The organism is Tepidamorphus sp. 3E244 (genome assembly GCF_046159835.1).
Taxonomy (GTDB): domain Bacteria; phylum Pseudomonadota; class Alphaproteobacteria; order Rhizobiales; family Tepidamorphaceae; genus JACKJK01.
In genome coordinates this window covers 532083-551874 of record NZ_JBJXCY010000001.1, presented here as the reverse complement: position 1 = coordinate 551874, position 19792 = coordinate 532083, and the positions used below count along the sequence as shown (strand labels likewise).

Annotated in this window: 17 protein-coding genes; 7 read left to right on the top strand and 10 right to left on the bottom strand. The window is 64.8% G+C overall.

From position 1 onward, the window contains the following. Positions 1-197: 197 nt before the first annotated feature. On the bottom strand, positions 198-2759 hold the full coding sequence (locus ACKTEK_RS02600) for an FAD-dependent oxidoreductase (RefSeq protein ID WP_409163679.1): 2562 nt from the start codon (positions 2757-2759) through the stop codon (positions 198-200). A gap of 504 nt (positions 2760-3263) precedes the next feature. Between ACKTEK_RS02600 and ACKTEK_RS02595 the strand changes: the two genes are divergently transcribed. The 5 genes from ACKTEK_RS02595 (at position 3264) to ACKTEK_RS02575 (ending at position 8298) form a co-directional block, all read left to right on the top strand. After that, the gene (locus ACKTEK_RS02595) at positions 3264-4385 is read left to right on the top strand and encodes an ABC transporter ATP-binding protein (protein ID WP_409163678.1); all 1122 of its coding nucleotides are present in this window, start codon (positions 3264-3266) and stop codon (positions 4383-4385) included. 180 nt (positions 4386-4565) lie between these two features. Continuing rightward, positions 4566-5648: a polyamine ABC transporter substrate-binding protein gene (locus tag ACKTEK_RS02590; protein ID WP_409163677.1), complete on the top strand. Its 1083-nt coding sequence runs from the start codon at positions 4566-4568 to the stop codon at positions 5646-5648. A gap of 86 nt (positions 5649-5734) precedes the next feature. Beyond that, positions 5735-7006 (top strand): ABC transporter permease, encoded by a 1272-nt coding sequence (locus ACKTEK_RS02585; RefSeq protein ID WP_409163676.1) that lies wholly within the window; start codon positions 5735-5737, stop codon positions 7004-7006. A gap of 13 nt (positions 7007-7019) precedes the next feature. Further along, the gene (locus ACKTEK_RS02580; RefSeq protein ID WP_409163675.1) at positions 7020-7931 is read left to right on the top strand and encodes an ABC transporter permease; all 912 of its coding nucleotides are present in this window, start codon (positions 7020-7022) and stop codon (positions 7929-7931) included. 217 nt (positions 7932-8148) lie between these two features. Beyond that, entirely contained in the window at positions 8149-8298 is a 150-nt protein-coding gene (locus tag ACKTEK_RS02575) for a hypothetical protein (protein WP_409163674.1), read from the top strand. Here the strand turns inward: ACKTEK_RS02575 and ACKTEK_RS02570 are convergent. From ACKTEK_RS02570 to ACKTEK_RS02545, 6 genes are all read right to left on the bottom strand, one after another. Beyond that, complete coding sequence (locus ACKTEK_RS02570) at positions 8295-10301, bottom strand: ASKHA domain-containing protein (RefSeq protein WP_409164875.1); 2007 nt, start codon at positions 10299-10301, stop codon at positions 8295-8297. The two genes, ACKTEK_RS02575 and ACKTEK_RS02570, sit on opposite strands and share 4 nt — an antisense overlap. Positions 10302-10324: 23 nt before the next feature. After that, positions 10325-10681 carry a hypothetical protein gene (locus ACKTEK_RS02565; protein WP_409163673.1) on the bottom strand — a complete coding sequence of 119 codons (357 nt, stop codon included), beginning with the start codon at positions 10679-10681 and terminating at the stop codon, positions 10325-10327. 8 nt (positions 10682-10689) lie between these two features. Next, positions 10690-11646, bottom strand: a complete 957-nt coding sequence (locus ACKTEK_RS02560; protein WP_409163672.1) for a methyltetrahydrofolate cobalamin methyltransferase — start codon at positions 11644-11646, stop codon at positions 10690-10692. An 88-nt stretch (positions 11647-11734) separates the two neighbouring features. Next, complete coding sequence (locus ACKTEK_RS02555) at positions 11735-12841, bottom strand: methylenetetrahydrofolate reductase (RefSeq protein WP_409163671.1); 1107 nt, start codon at positions 12839-12841, stop codon at positions 11735-11737. Beyond that, positions 12838-13380, bottom strand: a complete 543-nt coding sequence (locus tag ACKTEK_RS02550) for a methylenetetrahydrofolate reductase C-terminal domain-containing protein (RefSeq protein ID WP_409163670.1) — start codon at positions 13378-13380, stop codon at positions 12838-12840. The genes ACKTEK_RS02555 and ACKTEK_RS02550 overlap by 4 nt, the downstream gene beginning before the upstream one ends. Before the next feature lies 1 nt (position 13381). After that, on the bottom strand, positions 13382-13681 hold the full coding sequence (locus tag ACKTEK_RS02545; protein WP_409163669.1) for a virulence factor: 300 nt from the start codon (positions 13679-13681) through the stop codon (positions 13382-13384). A gap of 200 nt (positions 13682-13881) precedes the next feature. Between ACKTEK_RS02545 and bmt the strand changes: the two genes are divergently transcribed. Further along, positions 13882-14895 carry a betaine--homocysteine S-methyltransferase gene (bmt, locus tag ACKTEK_RS02540; protein WP_409163668.1) on the top strand — a complete coding sequence of 338 codons (1014 nt, stop codon included), beginning with the start codon at positions 13882-13884 and terminating at the stop codon, positions 14893-14895. Positions 14896-14903: 8 nt separating this feature from the next. On the opposite strand, the gene ACKTEK_RS02535 is transcribed toward bmt, so the two are convergent. From ACKTEK_RS02535 to ACKTEK_RS02525, 3 genes are all read right to left on the bottom strand, one after another. Further along, complete coding sequence (locus tag ACKTEK_RS02535) at positions 14904-15626, bottom strand: ferredoxin (protein WP_409163667.1); 723 nt, start codon at positions 15624-15626, stop codon at positions 14904-14906. Between the two features lies 1 nt (position 15627). Next, on the bottom strand, positions 15628-16956 hold the full coding sequence (glyA, locus tag ACKTEK_RS02530; RefSeq protein ID WP_409163666.1) for a serine hydroxymethyltransferase: 1329 nt from the start codon (positions 16954-16956) through the stop codon (positions 15628-15630). A gap of 181 nt (positions 16957-17137) precedes the next feature. After that, positions 17138-18712: a trimethylamine methyltransferase family protein gene (locus ACKTEK_RS02525; protein WP_409163665.1), complete on the bottom strand. Its 1575-nt coding sequence runs from the start codon at positions 18710-18712 to the stop codon at positions 17138-17140. 319 nt (positions 18713-19031) lie between these two features. Here ACKTEK_RS02525 and ACKTEK_RS02520 point away from each other — a divergent pair, with 319 nt between their 5' ends. Continuing rightward, on the top strand, positions 19032-19727 hold the full coding sequence (locus ACKTEK_RS02520; RefSeq protein WP_409163664.1) for a corrinoid protein: 696 nt from the start codon (positions 19032-19034) through the stop codon (positions 19725-19727). Positions 19728-19792 lie beyond the last annotated feature (65 nt).

Sequence of the window (19792 nt, the reverse complement as noted above, 5' to 3'; positions counted from 1 at the left end):
CGCGCCGTCATCGCGAACCGGGGCGGCGTGCGCCAAACTAACGAAATGGCCTTTTCCGCGCCAGAGGGTTTGTTGGGCAGTGCGTGGCGGCAAAAATCCCGCATGCCCGGCTGCGCATGGTGCCTGCACCAGAAACAAGAACCCCGGCCGGTTTCCCGGCCGGGGGTGGATGACCTCTAAGCGTCCCTGAGCGTGCCTCAGGTACGCGGCTTGAGGTTCTCCGGATCGTAGAGCGGCTCATAGCCGACGGCTGCAACTTCCACGGGGAAGGTCTCGCCGAAATACTCGACCTGAAGCTTGTTACCCTTCTTGCAATGGCTCCACGGCAGGTAGGCCAGGGCGATGTTCTTGCCGATGGTCGGGCCGTAGGCGATGGACGTGGTGTAGGAGAGCCGGCCCATTTCATCGACCAGCGTCTTGCCGGTTGCCGGGTCCTGCACCGGCATGATGCCGACGGGATAGCGCGCGACGCCACTTGCGTCCGTGTTGTCGGTCATCACCAGCGTGCAGAGCATGGCGGGCTGGTGCTCGCGCTCGCGATATTCTTGGTGCTTCGCCTTGCCGCGGAAGTCGGCCTCCTTGACCTTGGGCCGCGAGAGGTCGGCTTCATACAGGTTGTACTCCGTCAGCAGGTCGGCGTTCTGCAGGCGCAGCGACTTTTCCAGACGGCGGGAGTTGGCATAGGTCTCGACGCCGAATGCCATGACACCGGTTTCGCGCAAGGCATCCCAGACGGCGAGGCCGTCCTCGTACTTCATGTGAAGTTCCCAGCCCTGCTCGCCGACATAGGAGATGCGGAAGGCGCTGACGTCCTTGCCCGCGATGCGGATCGGCTTGATCGCAGCGAAGGGGAAGTTCTCCGGGTCGAGGCCGGCGGGGTCTTCCACCACCTTCTTCAGCGTCTCGCGGGCATTGGGGCCCCAGATGCCGATGGTGGTGAACTTCTCGGTGACGTCGGTCACGGTGACGTCGAAGCCCTTCTCGTCCGCCGTGCGGCGCAGGTAGTCGAAGTCGCGCGGCCCGGCATCGGCACCGTCGACGACACGGCAACGCTCGGCCATGCGGAAGACCGTCAGGTCGGCGCGCACCATGCCGGCGTCATCGAGGAAGTGGGTGTAGATGCCCTTCCCCACCATGTTGTCGCCGCCGATCTTGGCAGCGCAGACATATTCTATCAGCGCGACATGGTCGGGGCCTTCGACGTCATACATGGCGAAGTGCGACAGGTTCACGATGCCGCAATTGGCGGTCATCTCCAGATGCTCGGCGTTGGAGACACGCCAGAAGTGGCGGCTGTCCCATTCGTTGGCGCGCTCGGGAACCTGGTTGCCGTACTTCTCCAGCAGGTGCTCGTTGGCGGCATAGCCGTGGGCGCGCTCCCAGCCGCCAAGCTCCATGAAGTAGCCGCCGAGTTCCTTCTCGCGCTCCCAGAACGGCGAGCGGCGGATGTCGCGACCCTTGGAGAAGGGTTCGCGCGGATGAACGGCCGGGTTGTAGATCTTCATCGCCGTCTCGGTGCAGCGGTCGTGGATGAAGTCCTCGGTCATCTGGTGCGGGTAGAAGCGGGCGTAGTCGATGGCGTGATGGTCAATCTCCGTGCGGCCATCGGTCATCCAGTCGACCAGCAGCTTCGCCATGCCGGGCGCGTCCTTCACCCAGATGGCGACCGCGTACCACAGACCCTTCACCTTCTGGCTCGGCCCGATGGAGGGGCCGCCGTCGGTGGTGACCTGCAGCAGGCCGTTGAAGGAATGGCTCTCGCGGTAGCCGAGTTCGGCGAGGATCGGGGTCAGCTCCATCGCGCGCTCAAGCGGCTCGATGATCTGCTCCATGTCGAGGTCGCGCTGAGAGGGAGACAGGCGCGCCTCCTCCTTTTCGAGGATGTCGCGTGAGTGGCACAGGCGCGGGTTGGTCTCCTCGTAGTAGCCCCACTCGATCTGTCCGCCTTCGGGCGTTTTCGGGTCGCCGGTGTCGCGCATGTAGGCGGAGTTGCCCTGGTCGCGCAGCAGCGCGTAGCCGATGTCCTTGCCGGTGCCCTCGAACTCGGTATAGGGGCCGAAGAAGGTCAGCGGGTGGTCGACCGGCATAACGGGTAGGTCTTCGCCCGCCATCTCCGAAATGAGGCGGCCCCACAGGCCGGCGCAGACGATAACCTTGTCGGCGTGGATCGTGCCGCGATGAGTGACGACACCGGTGATGCGGCCGTTCTCGATGACGAGATCCTGAGCCGGCGTGTTGCCGAAGGCCTGAAGTTTGCCGCTGGCGACCGCTTCATCCACCAGTTCACCGGCAACCGTCTGGGAGCGCGGCGCGACGAGGCCCGCGTCCGGGTCCCACAACCCACCCTGCACCATGTCCTGCTCGATGAGCGGGAACTTCTCCTTGATGAAGGCCGGATCGACGAGTTCCGCGCGCGTGCCGAAGGCCTTGCCGGATGCGACCTTGCGCTTGATCTCGTCCATGCGGGCATCGTCGCCGACGCGCGCGACCTCAAGTCCGCCGACCTTGGCGTACCGACCACGCTTTTCGAAGAAGTCGATGGAATACATCGTCGTCCAGCAGGACAGGAAATCGTGGCTCGTCGCGTAGCAGAAGTCGGATGCGTGCGACGTGGAGCCGATGTCGGTCGGGATCGCCGACTTGTCGATGCCGACGATGTTGTCCCAGCCGCGCTCGATCAGGTGATGGGCGACGGATGCCCCGACGATACCGCCGAGGCCGACAATGATGACATTCGCCTTTTCGGGAAATTTCGACATGGGTCCCACTCCAGACTGTCCGGTTTGCGCCGACTATAGGACCCGGTTTCACGGGCCTTTAGGTCCGATTGCGACAAAACCGCGGCGCGACGCGACGTGAATGCGACAGCGCCCGCCACACCCGGATCGCCGCATTGCACCGGGCGTTCGACGAAGGTCGCGGGTGAGGCAAATCAACGTGTCGGATATGTTCCAACGAATGTCGGGTGACTTACACTTGAGGCGGATTTCTCCCGATAGCCTTGCACTTGCACATGAATTGGGTACGCTCATGGAATGTGCAGCCGGCAACAAAGCCGGACACTGCGACGGTCGAGCCGGGCAACCGGTAACGACCGCGACCAGAGACAGGGTGGCAGAAAGCCCCGGGGAACAGCAGACGGAACGGCACGCGCAAAATGCGCACCGCCCCCGTCAGGATTTGACACGCGGTTCGAGCCGAAAGGCCGAGAACCGTCCGAGATATATGGCGGTGCGCGCCTGCGCGCCGAGAGGGGATAGTTGATGAGCGAAAACGGGTCTGGGACGTCCCAAGCCTTCGTCGAATTCGTCAATGTTCAAAAGAGCTACGACGGCGAAACGCTCGTCGTGAAAAATCTCAACCTGTCGATCCAGCGTGGTGAGTTCCTCACCCTGCTCGGACCGTCCGGTTCCGGCAAGACCACAACGCTGATGATGCTGGCGGGCTTCGAGACCGCCACCCACGGCGACATCCTGCTGGGGGGCAAGCCGATCAACAACGTGCCGCCGCACAAGCGGGGCATCGGCATGGTGTTTCAGAATTACGCGCTCTTTCCGCACATGACGGTCGCCGAAAACCTCGCCTTCCCGCTGGAAGTGCGCGGCATGAGCAAGGCGGACACGGAAGCGAAGGTGAAGCGGGCGCTCGACATGGTCGAGCTCGGTGCCTTCGGCGCCAGAATGCCGGCACAGCTTTCGGGCGGCCAGCAGCAGCGCGTGGCAGTTGCCCGCGCCCTCGTCTTCGATCCCGATCTGGTGCTGATGGACGAACCGCTCGGCGCACTCGACAAGAACCTGCGCGAGCAGATGCAGTACGAGATCAAGCACATCCACGAGAGCCTCGGCGTCACGGTCGTCTACGTGACGCACGACCAGTCCGAGGCGCTGACGATGTCCGACCGCATCGCGGTCTTCAACGACGGCATCATCCAGCAACTGGCCCCGCCGGCGGTGCTGTATGAAAAGCCCGACAACGCGTTCGTCGCCGCCTTCATCGGCGAGAACAACAAGCTGTCGGGCAACGTGACGGAGACCGGTACGGACTCCGTGACCGTGAAGCTGCCTACGGGCGAAATGGTCAATGCCCTGCCGATCAACATCAAGGGCAAGAAGGGCGAGGCCACCACACTCTCGCTGCGGCCGGAACGCGTCGTCGTCAACCCGAAGGGCGGCAAGTTCAACAACACGTTCGACGGCACCGTGGAAGAGGTCATCTATCTTGGCGACCACATCCGCACGCGACTGAAGGTGGCCGGCCACAACGACTTCATCGTGAAGATACCCAACTCGGCCGCTCACCCATCGCTAAACCCCGGCACCAACGTGACCGTGGGCTGGAGCGCCGAGGACTGCCGCGCGCTGGATGCGCCCGGCGCGGACGCCTGAGGCGTCCAGCAGGAATCGTCGGCCGCGCGGCGAACTCGAGCGGCAAGCGATCAGGAGGCAACGCACGCGGTGGCGTGCAAGCCGTGTCCGGCTTCGGACACATGAAAGACCCCGCGTTTCGAGCGGACTTCTGCCCGAGGCAGCGCCTCAACGAAACGCAACCAGAGGAGAGAAGAACCTATGAAAACCGGATTGAAAACAGTCATCGCTGCTGCGGTCGCTGCCACGCTCGGCACGTCCGCGATGGCTCAGGACTCCATCACCGTCGTCTCTTGGGGCGGTGCATACACGAAGAGCCAGGTCGAGGCCTACCACAAGCCGTTCACCGCAAAGACCGGCATCAATGTCGTGTCCGAGGACTACAACGGCGGCATCGCCGAGGTGAAGGCGCAGGTTGAAGCCGACAACGTCACCTGGGACCTCATCGACGTCGAGCTTTCCGACGCCGTGCGCGGCTGCGACGAAGGCATCTTCGAGCCCATCGACGCCTCGATCCTGCCGCCGGCTCCCGACGGCACGCCGGCCGAGGAAGACTTCCTTCCCGGCACGATCGTGGAATGCGCCGTGGCGACCATCGTGTGGTCGACCATCTACGCCTACGACTCCACCAAGCTCGACAACAAGCCGACGACGCTCGCCGACTTCTTCGACCTCGAAGGCTTCCCGGGCAAGCGCGGCCTGCGCAAGACGCCCAAGGCCAACCTCGAAATGGCCCTGATCGCCGACGGCGTTGCGCCGGGTGATGTCTATGCCATGCTCGAGACGCCGGAAGGCATCGAACGCGCCTTCGCCAAGCTCGACACCATCAAGAATGACGTTGTGTGGTGGGAAGCCGGCGCCCAGCCGCCGCAGCTTCTGGCGGACGGCGAAGTGGTCATGACGACCGCCTATAACGGCCGTATCTTCAACGCGGTCGCAGCCGAGAGCAAGCCGTTCGAAATCGTCTGGGACGGCCAGATCTGGGACATCGACCTGTGGGCCATCCCGAAGGGTGCACCCAACAAGGACGCTGCGCTCGAGTTCCTGAAGTTCTCGACCGACACCCAGCGCCTTGCCGACCAGGCCAAGTGGATTGCCTACGGCCCCGCCCGTCAGTCGTCCGCCCCGCTCGTCGGCAAGTACGAAGACGGCAAGATCGACATGGGTCCGCAGATGCCCACCGCTCCGGAGAACCTGAAGACCGCGCTGCAGAACAACTTCGAGTTCTGGGCCGACAACCAGGACCAGCTCAACGAGCGCTTCAACGCATGGCTGGCGCAGTAAGCGCCTGACCATCGACAACACCGGGAGAGGCGCGGGCCTCGCGCCTCTCCCATTCACGGGGACCACTATCGGGGGATCAGTGCGGGATGAGTGACCTCACCGCCGATGGCGCAATGACCGGACCGCTGATTGCGGCCGATGGCACGCCACTCAAGAAGAAGCTGGCCCAGACGACCCGTCGGGCCAAGATCCGCGCGCTGCTGCTGACTGCGCCGCTGGTGGCCTTCCTGCTGATCGGTTTCGTATTTCCGATCGGGCAGATGCTCTATCGCAGCCTGCACAACCCGGCCGTGTCCAAGGTCCTGCCCAACCTCGCCGAAGCCCTGAAGGACTGGGACGGCGAAGGCGTGCCGGGCGAAGAGATTTTCGCGATTGCGGTCGCCGACCTGAAGCAGGCGCGCGAGGACCGCACGATCGGCCAGGCCGCGACCCGGGTGAACTATGATCTGCCCGGCTCCCGCAGCCTGTTCACGTCTTCGGCGCGCAAGGTCAACCGGATCGAAGGTCCGCCCTACAAGGAACAGCTGATCGAACTCGACAAGGACTGGGACAACCCGGAACTGTGGGCGATCCTGAAGCGCGTCTCCAACGACTACACGGCGGCGTTCTACCTGTCCGCACTCGACCGACGCTACAATGCCGAGGGGGAGATCGTGATGGAGGCCGACTACCAGCAGATCTACGTGAAGCTGTTCATGCGCACGTTCTGGATGTCGATGCTCATCACCTTCCTGTGCTTCCTGCTGGCGTTCCCGGTTTCCTATTTGCTCTCGGTGCTGCCGCTTCGCACCTCCAACCTGCTGATGATCCTCGTGCTGCTGCCATTCTGGACATCGCTGCTGGTGCGCACGACGGCGTGGATCGCGATGCTGCAGAGCGAGGGCGTGGTCAACGACATTCTTGTCACGGTGGGGCTGGTTGCCGACGAAAACCGCGCGCAGCTGATCTACAACCAGACCGGCACCATCATCGCCATGACGCACATCCTGCTGCCGTTCATGATCCTGCCGCTCTACTCGGTGATGAAGACCATCCCGCCGAGCCTGATGCGCGCTGCCCGCTCGCTTGGCGCCAACAGCTTCACCGCCTTCCGCCGGGTCTATTTCCCGCAGACGGTGCCGGGGATCGCGGCGGGCACGCTGCTTGTCTTCATCCTGTCCATCGGCTTCTACATCACGCCGGCCCTCGTTGGCGGGCAGGACGGCCAGATGATCTCCAACCTCATCGCCTTCCACATGCAGAGCTCGCTCAACTGGAGCCTTGCGGCAGCACTCGGCGGCATCCTGCTCGCCAGCGTGCTGGTGCTCTACTGGCTCTACAATCGCCTGATCGGCGTCGACAACCTGAAGTTCGGTTGAGGAGGCACAGACCATGAAACTGCCCGAATACGCCTCCCCGCTGGAACGGATATGGCACTACACCTACCTGTTCATCTGCTTCTGCATCTTCCTGTTCCTGATCGCGCCGATCCTCATCATCGTGCCGCTGTCGTTCAACGCGGAACCGTACTTCACCTTCACCGACGGCATGCTGTCGTTCGACCCGGATGCCTTCTCGGGCCGCTGGTACGCCGACATCGTGCGCAACGGCATGGCCGCGCCGGACGCGCAGATGGACGGCAGCTGGTGGGCGGACATGTGGAACAACGCGCAATGGATTCGTGCCATGCGCAACTCGTTCTTCGTGGCGATCTGCGCGACGATCATCGCCACCGCGCTCGGCACGCTGGCAGCGCTCGGCCTGTCGCGCCCGGAAATGCCGTTCCGCTCGGCGATCACCAGCCTGCTGATCTCGCCGATGATCGTTCCGCTCGTCATCACCGCGACGGGCATGTTCTTCTTCTACTCCGACATCGGCCTTGCGAAGACCTATCTCGGCATCATCCTGGCCCATGCCACGCTCGGCATTCCCTTCGTCATCATCACGGTGACGGCGACGCTGGTGGGCTTCGACCGCAGCCTGATCCGTGCCGCGCAGAGCCTCGGTGCCGACGGGTGGACCACGTTCCGCCAGATCATCATGCCGCTGATCCTTCCGGGCATGATCTCGGGTGCGCTGTTTGCCTTCGTCACCTCGCTCGATGAAATCGTGACGGTGCTGTTCCTCGCCGATGTCGAGCAGCGCACCATCCCGCGCCAGATGTGGTCGGGCATCCGCGAGCAGATTTCGCCGACGATCCTCGCCGTGGCGACGATCCTCGTGGCGATCTCGATTGCCTTGCTGACGACGGTCGAACTGCTGCGGCGTCGTTCCGAACGCATCCGGGGCATGGCCCCGCGCTAGGAGGATTGCGAGTATCTCGTGACGGAGAGCCGGCACAGGCAGATCATGAGGATTTCGGGCTGGCTTTTCTGCGCTGCCCTGACTTGGCCTCGGATCGATTTTCTTCAGGCCACTGCTGATACTGGCACTGCCATTGTTCGTTGTCTTCGTGCTCGTATTCTGGTTTTTGGGGGCCTTCCCCTGGATGGTCACGCTTCTACTGACACCTTACCTCCGCATGGATCAGGATCCCCACGTGAAGGATCGTGCGACCACGGGCCTTTACATGATGTACGGTTCCATCCTGGGGCGGTTCGGCGTGCTGATCGTGCCCGATCCTCAGCCGTCAGGAGATGGGGAGACGTCCTCGCCGGGCGACGCTCGCTAGCCCCGCGCGCGGCCACCGCGCCTGCGGCGGCGGCCCTCGCCGTCCGCGCCATCACCACCACCCAGCGCCTTGCGGGCAGGAAGCTGCACTGACCTGGCAAGGTTCGGGAAGCCTTCGGTCTTGTTGGGCAGGGCCATGGCGTTGACGAAGTGCTCCTGGAACTTCTTCTCCAGCGCCGTCTCAATCTTCTCAATGTTGCGCACCAGCGCCTCCACCTCGCGGCGGTGGTCGACGTTCAGCAGCGCCATGCGCGCACCGGTGCCGGCGGCGTTGCCGACGGCTGCGACCTTCTCCAGATCACAGTCGGGGATCAGACCCAGCACCATCGCGTATTTCGGATCGATGAAGCTGCCGAAGGCACCGGCAAGGCGGATGCGGTCGACCTGCTCGATGCCGAGCTTGTCCATCAGCAGGCGGACGCCCGCATAGAGCGCGGCCTTGGCAAGCTGGATGGCGCGCACATCGTTTTGAGTGATCTTCAGCGCGACACGTTCGTCCCAGAGCAGGTAGGAGAAGGTGCGCCCCTCCGCGACGATGCGCGAGGATCGCTCCGCCAGCGAGCCGTCGATGACGCCGTCCTCGGAGATGATGCCAGCGAGGAACATCTCGGCGATGACCTCGATGATGCCCGAGCCGCAGACGCCGGTGACGCCGACTGACTCGACTTCCTCCGCAAAGCCGTCCTCGTTCGACCACTTGTCGCAACCGATGACGCGAATCCGCGGCTCCAGCGTTTCCGGATCGATGCGCACGCGCTCGATGGCACCGGGGGCTGCGCGCTGGCCGCAGGAAATCTCCGCGCCCTCGAAGGCCGGCCCCGTGGGCGAACTGGCCGCCACCACGCGCTCCTTGTTGCCGAGCACGATTTCGGCATTGGTGCCGACATCGACGACAAGCGTCATCTCGGGCGATTTCTGCGGTGCTTCCGACAGCGCGACGGCAGCTGCATCCGCGCCCACATGGCCCGCGATGCAGGGCAGCACGTAGACGCGCGCGCCTCGGTTCATCGTCAGGTTCAGGTCGTTGGCGGTGCAGTGCTGCGCGCCGGAAACGGCCAGCGCGAAGGGTGCGCCGCCAAGTTCCACCGGATTGATGCCCATGAACAGGTGGTGCATCACCGGGTTGCCGACGAAGACACCTTCGAGAATGTCGCTGCGGTCGATGCCGCCTTCCGATGCCAGCCGCCCGATCAGCGTATTGATGGCCTCGCGCACGGCCTTGGTCATGGCCTCGCGCCCGTCTGGGTTCATCATCACGTAGGAGACGCGGCTCATCAGGTCTTCGCCAAAGCGGATCTGCGGGTTGCTGGTGCCCGACGATGCCACCACTCGGCCTGACAGCAGCGACACGAGATGTGCCGCGATGGTGGTGGAGCCGATGTCGACTGCGAGGCCGTAACCCTCGTTGTGCAGTCCGGGCCAGATCGCGACGACCTGCGGTCCGGTGCCATCGTCGTGGACAGCACAAGTCACCTGCCAGTTGCCCTCGCGCAGCACCTCCTGCACTTGCGCCAGCACGTGGAAGTCGGCGCGCAGGTTTTCAAATCCCCATTCGGCCTGCAGTGCCTGGAACACGTGATCGAGATCGCCGAGCGGCTTTTCCATGTCCGGTTGCTCGACCTCGACGAAGCAGAGCTGCGTCGCCGGATTGCGCTCGATGGTGCGCGTCTCGGCGCGCTTGCGCACCACCTGCCGGTTGACCTGGACGTCCTGCGGCACGTCGATGACGAGATCGCCCTCGACCTTCGCCTGGCAGGAGAGGCGGCGTTCGGCAGGCAGCGTGCGCTTGTCGGCATAGCGCTGCTCGACCTCGTTGATGCCGCTGAGGTTCTCGGCCTTCGAGGTGATGCCGTGCTTGGCGAACTCGCCGGTCTGCTGCTCCACCTGGCAGCGCCCGCAGATGCCCCTGCCCCCGCAAACGCTCTCGATATAGACGCCGAGCGAGCGCGCGGCCTCGAGCACCGGGGTGCCGGGTGCAAAGCGCCCGCGCTTTCCCGACGGCATGAAGAGGACGAGGTGGTCTTGGCTCAACGCTTCTTCTTTCGCCGGTTGATGGCCGTGTTGTTCTTGCGGACCTGCTTTCGGATGGGGGCGATGCCGGCGGCGGCGATGTCCTGGGCGCTGCGCACGGGGTCGGACGTCTTGCCCGACGCCGCATCGAACCACATGCGCTGCCACTGGTTCATGGTTTCCAGCTGCATGGCAGCACCCGACAACCAGAAGCTCGTCATCTTCTCCGCTCCGTAGCGCGCGAGGTCGAAGGCCGCCCCGCGCGCATCATTGCCGGTCGCCGCCTCCATGACACGGGCGGAGAAGACCAACGGTGCGAGCGTCGCGACGCTCTGCATATCCTTGGATAGACGCGACTTTTTGCGGGGTGCCATTCGCTTGATCAACCCCGCGCCCGTCTCGCGTCGCGTCCGCCACGACGGCGGCCACCGCTTGCCCCGGCTTCAACCGGCGCGGCGGTTGCCGTGCCGCCTGCGCTCGGCGTGTGGTCCTTGTATGTCTTGATCCACGTCATGCAGTTCGGGTCGGTGCCGTTCAGCACGTTGGCGGCGCGCACCATCTCCATTTCCTGCGGGCGGCAGGGGTTCATGATGGCGCTGGTCATGCCCGCACCGATCACCATCGGGATGAAGCCGGCATTGATGCCGTGGCGATGCGGCAAACCAAACGAGATGTTGGACAGGCCGCAGGTGGTGTTGACCTTCAACTCGTCGCGCAGGCGGCGCAGCAGCGCGAAGACCTGCTTGCCGGCGGTGCCCATGGCGCCAATCGGCATGACGAGCGGATCGACCACGATGTCGTGGGCTGGGATGCCGTAGTCGGCGGCGTGCTGCACGATCTTCTTGGCGACTTCGAACCGTACGTCGGGGTCCTCGGAGATACCGGTCTCGTCGTTGGAGATGGCGACGACCGGCACGTTGTACTTCTTGATGAGCGGGAGGATGGCCTCGAGCTTTTCCTCTTCGCCGGTGACCGAGTTCACCAGCGGGCGGCCCTTGGCGACCTTGAGCCCAGCCTCGATTGCCGCAGTGACGGAGGAATCGATCGACAGCGGAACATCGACGAGTTCCTGCACGATCTCCAGCGTCTGCACGAGAAGCGGCGGCTCGGTGGTGTTGGGGTCGACGGCGGTGACGCCCGCGTTCACGTCGAGCATCGTGGCGCCGGCCGCGACCTGCTCCAGCGCGTCCTTCTTCACGGTGTCGAAATTGCCTTCCACCATCTCGGCGGCGAGCTTCTTGCGGCCGGTGGGGTTGATGCGTTCGCCAATGACGCAGAACGGCTGGTCGAAGCCGATGACGATTTCCCGGGTGGCGGAGGCGACGATGGTGCGGGTCATGTGATCCGTCTCTTTGGGTGACTGGGTGAAGGTTCAAGAACGGGAACCGGATAGTTCCTATCCGAAGCATTTCGGTTTGGTAGCGGGCTCAGATCCCCGCGCTTTCTGAAAACTGTTCCAGCGAATCCGGCAGCGCGTCTGCCTCGTCGAGGATTTCCACGAGGCGCTCGGCGACCATGGCGTCGGAGGGGCGCACTTCCTTGCGCCACGGACGGCGGTCTTTCAGCACGCCGGACCGCTCGACGATCTCGGCGACGTGTTCTTCCTGCCGGTATGCCATGACATGCACGCCGGAGACACCCGCCATCTCCTTAACCTCCTGCATGATCTCGATGCAGATGTTGGCACCTTCCTTCTTCTGGTCCTGCGCGCCTTCCAGCCGCTCGATGATCGAATCCGGAATGTGGATGCCGGGAACGTTGGTGCGGATCCAGCGCGCGGTGCGGGCCGACGCCAGCGGGCCGACGCCGACGAGGATGAAGCATTTCTCGTCGAGGCCGAGGTCCCGCACCTTGTCTAGATAGGACTTCAGCATCGGAACGTCGAAACAATACTGACTCTGGACGAACTGCGCACCCGCGGCGATCTTCTTCATCAGCCGGTAGGGACGGAACTCATAAGGCGGCGCGAAGGGGTTGATGGCCCCGCCCAGAAAGACACGCGGCGGCACCGTCAGCTTGCGGCCGGAGAGGAATTTCGCCTCATCGCGCATGGTGCGGATCGTTTCCAGAAGCGACATGCAGTCGAAGTCGAAGACAGGCTTCGCGCCCGGCTGATCGCCGGCCTGCACGCCGTCACCGGTCAGGCACAGGATGTTGGCAACGCCCATGGCGGATGCGCCCAGCACGTCTCCCTGGATGGCGATGCGGTTCCGGTCCCGGCAGGAAATCTGCATGATCGGCGCGTAGCCCATGCGCGTCAGCAGCGCGCAGATGCCGACCGACGACATGTGGCAGTTGGCACCGGACCCGTCCGTCGCGTTGAGGCCGTCGACCCAGCCCTCGAAGATCTGGGCGCGCTCGTAGACCTCTTCCGGGTCGGCGGAATCGGGCGGGTTCAGTTCGGCGGTCACGGCAAACTCGCCGCGCCGCAGGATGCGCTCCAACCGCCCGCGCGAGGAATGGCCCGGCAGGTCCGGCAGCGGTGCTTCCGGGTTGCCCGGGATCACATCATCGGGGTTGAGACCTGCGCTCATGCCACGTCCTCCGCCTTTTCGCGTTCGGCAGCCTTCTGGGCGGTGACGCGCAACCAGGACGAGGTGTTCCACAGCGCATTGTCGACGGGCTTCTGCACGTCGAAGATGGCATCGCCGCCCTTCATGCGCCGCGAACCCTCCCACGCCTGCACCCAGACGCAGGGCATGTCCGGCTCGACCTCGCAGTGGCCGTTGGCACGCACGCCGCCGCAGGGCCCGTTGCGCAGGCCCTTGGGGCAATTCATCGGACAGGACATGCCGGTCGACGACAGCGCGCACTGGCCGCACATGCGGCAATCGAACAGGAACTTCTTGGAGACGCGCTCGATGGCCTTCACCGGCGGTTCGGCGCGCTTGTAGCCAACCGCCTTCCAGAACCAATGCAGGCCGAGAAGTGCATCGGCGAAGCGGGAGTAGAACCACTCCAGCAGGCGCGAATTGCGCACCGACCACAGGCGGATCGTGTAGGCGGAGCGGGCGCGGCGAACGCGCGAGACGCCCGCCGGCTCGTAGGCGGTCTGTGTTGTCTTGGCGGCCATGTCAGCGGTTCCAACCGTCGGCGGCGACGAGCCGCTTGATGGTTTCGCGGTCGTACTCGGCATCCAGTGCGTCGTGCGCGGACTGCGCCTCGGCTTCCAGATCGTCGCCAACCTCTTCCGCGTCGCCCTTGCGCCACTCGGCGAGATAGGCGTCGGAGTCCTTTGCGCCGACGCGCATGGCACAGGCGTCGATCGCCACGCCGAAGCGTTCGGGCAGCTCGCGCTTGGCATTGGTGCGCCCCTTTCGGACGATCACCTGCGCGGGGATATCGCGCCAGTAAAGAACGATGCGTTGCGCCATCGGCCCAGTCTCATGCGGGAAAGCGTTGCTGATCTCGCCAAATGATGAACCAGCGCCGCCGGTTCGTTGTCTTTGAGACGACAGCGTGTGCCGCGAATGCGACGCTCTGGCGGCAGCGCGTCACGGCGGGGATTGACCGGGCTGGCAAACTTGTTCCATCACCCAGCCTCGCGCACGACGCGGGCGCAGGAGAACGTGACATGGCCGACCTCGCACAACTGCTGGAAGACAAGGGCGTGCTGCTCGCCGACGGCGCGACAGGCACCAATCTCTTCGAGATGGGACTGACCTCCGGCGACGCACCGGAGATGTGGCTGGAAGAACATCCCGACCGCATTCGCGAGCTGCATCGCCGCTTCGTCGAGGCCGGGTCCGACATCATCCTGACCAACACCTTCGGCTGCAACGCGCGCCGCCTGATGCTGCACAACATGCAGGACCAGGTTTACACGCTGAACAAGAAGGGCGCCGAACTCGCCCGCGTGGAAGCCGAAGCCGTGGACCGCCCGATTGTCGTCGCCGGCTCCGTCGGCCCAACGGGCGACCTGTTCGCGCCGCTTGGCCCTCTCACCGAGGAGCAGGCGGTCGAGGTCTTCAAGGAGCAGATCGACGGCCTGAAGGCCGGCGGCATCGACGTGGTGTGGATCGAGACCATGTCGGCTGCGGAGGAAATCCGCGCCGCCGTCACCGCGGCGATTGCCCACGACATGCCCTACGTCTTCACCGCAAGCTTCGACACGGCGGGCCGCACGATGATGGGGATCAAGCCGGAAGGGCTGGTGGAACTCGCAAACTCCTTCGAGCGCAAGCCGATTGCCATCGGCGCGAATTGCGGCGTCGGCGCGTCCGACCTGCTGGTCAGCGTGCTGTCCATGGAAGCGGCGAAGAGCGGCATCGCGCCGATGATCGTCGCCAAGGCCAATTGCGGCATTCCTCAGGTGAAGGGCGACAAGGTGGAATATACCGGCACGCCGGACCTGATGGCGCGCTATGCCCACATGGCGATCGATTCCGGTGCGCGGATTGTCGGCGGCTGCTGCGGCACGGCGGTCGAACACCTCAAGGCCATGCGCGAGGCGCTCGACAGCCACACCGCAGGTGATCGCCCGACGCAGGATGCCGTCATCAGCGAAATCGGGCCATTGCAGGCACCGCCCAACGAGGGTGCGGAAGCAGCCGGCAAAGCGCGGCGCGCGCGGCGCCGCCGGAGCTGACCACCTGCCTAGCCTCCTGCCACCGGCTCGACGCCGCGGGCGCGGATGAAGGCTGCCATGTGGAAGCGCCGCTGCACCTCGCCGTAGCGGTAGTCCCGTCCAACCGGGCAGGCATCGCGCGCGCGGCAACCGACGAGATGGCAGTCACGGCTTTCCGGCGCCGCGAGATGGCCCGCGCAGGTCGCCAGATCATATCCATCGGCCGAAAACGCGCCGGCGGGGCAGCCGCTCAGGCATGGCTTGTCCGCGCACGTCTCGCAAGGCGATGGTTGCGGATCAGGCGCGGCAAATCCAAGCGGCATCGCGTAGACCAGCGCCGCGCGGTAGGCGTGCCACAGGCCGTAGTCCGGGTGAATGAAGATGCCGACGGGCGACGGATGCACAGGTTCAGCCGCCTGCGCCCAGCGCTGGAACGGCTGCCACGGCGGTTCGAACGGGTAGATCGCCCGCGCGCCGGACGCATCAGCCAGTGGCGTCACGATTTCGCGGGTCCAGGCATCCAACGGGTCAGCGAATGCCGGGCGCGCCGGATCGGCGGCCATCCACGCGCTGAAGGCATTCCAGAAGCTGCCGCCCGCTGCCCCGATCAGCGCAATCGCGCGGGGTCGTTGCCCGCCCGGTGCTTCGGGAAACAGGTCACGCTCGCTCTCCCCAATATCGAAGCCGCCACGCAGGATCAGCCCGCTTTGGCGAAGTGCGGATTCGATGTCGCGGAGCGGGCTTTGCGCCACCTCAGGCTTCGTCCATCACGAAATGCAGCCTGTCGAATGTCGCGCGCCAGTCTGCGACCTCCTCGGCCAGTCCGCCGGGATCGTTCGCTTTCAATGCCCGCATCACAAGATCGGCAAGGCGCGGCATGTCGCCCACTTCCATGCCCCAGCGGGCCAGTTCCGGCGTGCCGATGCGCAACCCGTTCATGTCCCCCTCGACGGGGGCCAGCGGCAGGCCGATGCCGCAGGCGAGGAAGCCCGCCTTGCGCAAGGTCTTGGAGGCCGCCTGCCCGCCGCCGAACCGGACGGCATCCACCGCGAACTGGTGCGAGGACGTGGCCCCGCGCGATGTCGTGAAGACCGGCAGGCCGGCGTCTTCCATCGCCTTTGCCAGAGATGACGCAAGGTCCAGCATCCGCGTGGCATAGGCCTCGCCGTGCTCGCGCCAGTCCAGCATGGTGATGGCCAGTGCCGCGACACGACCCGCATCGAAATTCGCGGTCATGCCGGGAAAGGCGATGGCGTCCAGCTTCTCGGCAAGGCCCGCGTCACTGGTGACGATCAGCCCACCAGCCGGCCCGCCAAGGCTCTTGTAGGTGCTCATAGTAATGAGGTCGGCACCCTCGGCCAGCGGATTGGGCCAGGCGCGCCCGGCAATGATCCCGCACTGGTGGGCGGCATCGAACAGCACCCGCGCGCCGACCTCGTCGGCAATCGCGCGAATGTCGGCAACGGGGTGCGCAAACAGGTTGAGGCTGCCGCCGATGGTGATGAGCTTGGGCGAGACCTTGCGAGCCAGATCGCGCAAGCCCTCGAGATCGACCGTGTAGCCGTCGGCGTTGACCGGTGCGTGGTGGATGTCCAGCCCGTAGAGCCCGGCGCAGCCTGCCAGATGGTGGGTGACGTGACCGCCGATGGAGGCCGACGGCGCGATGATCGCGTCACCGGGCGAACAGATCGCCATGAAGGCGTAGAGGTTGCACATCGCACCGGAGAAGACGCGCACTTCGGCATATTGCGCGCCGAAGACCTCGGCGCAGAGTTCGGCGGCGATGACCTCGATTTCCTCGATCGCCTCCAGCCCCATCTCGTACTTGTCGCCGGGATAGCCGAGCGAGGGGCGCGAGCCCATGCCCGCCGAGAGCATCGCCTCGGCGCGCGGGTTCATGGTGTTGGTGGCCGGGTTGAGGTTGAAGCAGCGCTGCTCGTGGATGCGGCGGTTGTCAGCGGCAAGCTCTTCCAGCCGCGCGCCAATGGCCCGGCTGGTCGCGCTCGCGGTCTGCGTGGCATAGGCCTGGACCACGTCCTCGCAATTGTCCGGCACCCAGCCGCGCCGCGCCAGTTTCGTCATTGCCTGCCCTTCCCGCCGAATTGAATCTCGCGGGCGACTTCACCAGAACCGGGCGTGCCGGGCAATCGCGGCGGCAAGGTAGCCGCCGCTAGTTCTCCCGCTTGCCCTTCAGACCGAAGGCTTCCCGCATCCCACGGCTACGTACCGAAGCCGCTGACGAGACCGGGTCCTTCGCTCCGCTTCAGGCAAAGGCGTCAGGCATCTCCGCCTTGCGCCGGTTAATGTAGTCGTTCAGCGCCTCGTCGACGCCGAGGTCGATCTCGGGGGCCTCGTACTCGTTCAGCCAGCGCTTGTAGAGCTTGTTGGCGCGCTCCTCGATGCGCAGGCTGCCTTCGGCTTCCCACTGCTCGAAGGACGCGTTGTCAGCCAGCGGCGAGCGGTAGAAGGCATTCTCGAAGTTCGCCTGCGTGTGGGCGCAGCCCAGATAGTGGTTGCCGGGGCCGACTTCCTCGATGGCGGACATGGCCTGCCCGTTCTCGGTGAGGTCGATGCCCTCGGAGAAGCGCTGGAACATGGCGAGCTGGTCGCAGTCCATGACGAACTTTTCATACGAACTGACGAGGCCGCCTTCGAGCCAGCCGGCCGAGTGCAGCACAAAGTTCGTGCCGGCCATCAGCGTCGGCCACATGGTCTGCACGCTCTCGTAGGCGGCCTGCGCGTCCGGCGTCTTGGAGGCGCACAGCGAGCCGCCGGAGCGGAACGGCACGTTGAGGCGGCGGGCGAGCGCGGCTGCACCGTAGAGCACCAGCGCCGGTTCCGGCGTGCCGAAGGTCGGCGCGCCCGTCTGCATCGAGATCGAGCTTGCGAAGGTGCCGAAGACGACCGGTGCGCCCGGGCGGCAAAGCTGGGTGAACGCCATGCCGACACTGGCTTCCGCCAGAACCTGCGTCAGCGTGCCGGCGACCGTGACCGGGCTCATGGCACCGGCGAGGATGAACGGCGAAATGACGGTGGCCTGTCCGGCGCGGGCATAGACCTTGAGCGCACCGAGCATGGTGTCGTCGAAGGTCATGGGCGAGTTGGCGTTGATGAGCGAGATCGTGACGCAGTTGTTCTGCACGAAGTCGTCGCCGAACATCAGCCCTGCGAGGTTGACCGTGTCCTGCGCGCGCTCGGGATGCGTGACCGAACCCATGTAGGGTTTGTCGGACAGGCGCATGTGCGCATAGAGCATGTCGAGGTGGCGCTTGTTCACCGGCACGTCGACCGGCTCGCAGACGGTGCCGCCGGAATGGTGCATCGCGGGCGCCATGTAGGCGAGCTTCACGAGGTTCTGGAAATCCTCGATGGTCGCGTAGCGGCGGCCCTCGTCGAGATTGGAGATGAAGGGCGGGCCGTAGACCGGTGCGAAGACCGTGTTGTTGCCGCCGATTTCCACGTTGCGCGCCGGGTTGCGGGCGTACTGGGTGAACTGGGCGGGCGCGGTCTTCAGCAGGTCGCGCACGAGGCCCTTGGGAAAGCGCACGCGCTCGCCCTGCACGTCAGCGCCCGCATCGCGCCACATCTGGAGCGCTTCCGGATCGTCGCGGAACTCGATGCCGATCTCTTCGAGGATCTTGTCGCAGTTGGCCTCGATGATCTCCATGCCCTCCTCGGTGAGGACGTTGAACACGCCGATCTTGCGGTCGATGAAGGGCATCGAGACGCCAGCGCCCCGGCTCTGCCGCTTGGCCCGGCGGGCTTCCGCGCCGCCGCTACCGCGCCGTCCGCGGCGCCCTGCGCCGGCTTCTGCCGTATCGGTCATCTCGTCACTCATCGCCGTTGGCTCCGTAAAACCTTTTTCGACAGCAAGCGCCGCGCCTGCCGTCATCTGGGGGAAGCGTATCTCCGGGTTGAGGCGTATTTCGTCGCGCTCGCGACGGCGGATATGCTGGCCGCGACACGAACGACAGGTGGCGATGTCGCAAAAAAGCAGTGTTGCGTCGCGGCGGGATCACTCCGAGAATGGATGGAAAGCATTATTTCCACACTGAAAATCCGGGATGGCGAGAATCCGGGATAGGGCAGTGATTGCAAAAGAGGTGACGCCGCGGCCATGATTGCCCAGCGCACCGCAGCCAGACGGTGAATCAGAGATGTCAGACGACGATATCGTCCTGTCGGAACTGCCCGACGACGAACTCGTGCAGCAGATGCACGACGACCTTTACGACGGCCTCAAGGAAGAGATCGAGGAAGGCGTCAATATTCTGCTGGAACGCAAGTGGGCGCCCTACGACGTGCTGACCAAGGCACTGGTCGAGGGGATGCGGATCGTCGGTGAGGATTTTCGCGACGGCATTCTCTTCGTTCCGGAGGTGCTGCTCAGCGCCAATGCCATGAAGTCCGGCATGTCGATCCTGCGGCCGCTGCTGGTGGAAACCGGCGCACCGAAGGTCGGCAAGATGGTCATCGGCACCGTAAAGGGCGACATTCACGACATCGGCAAGAACCTCGTGTCGATGATGATGGAAGGCGCGGGCTTCGAGGTGATCGATCTGGGCATCAACAACCCGGTCGAGGCGTACCTGGAAGCGCTCGAAGAGCACCAGCCGGACATTCTCGGCATGTCAGCGCTGCTGACCACGACCATGCCCTACATGAAGGTCGTCATCGACACGATGAAGGAAAAGGGCATTCGCGACGACTACGTGGTTCTCGTCGGCGGTGCGCCGCTGAACGAGGAATTCGGCAAGGCCGTCGGTGCCGACGCCTATTGCCGCGATGCCGCCGTGGCCGTGGAAACCGCGAAGTCGCTGGTGGAGCGCCGCCACAACCGCGGGCCTGCATGATTTCGCTTTTCAAGTGATAAGCCTGAAACGATCAAGGGCGCGGCCATCACTGGCCGCGCCCTTTT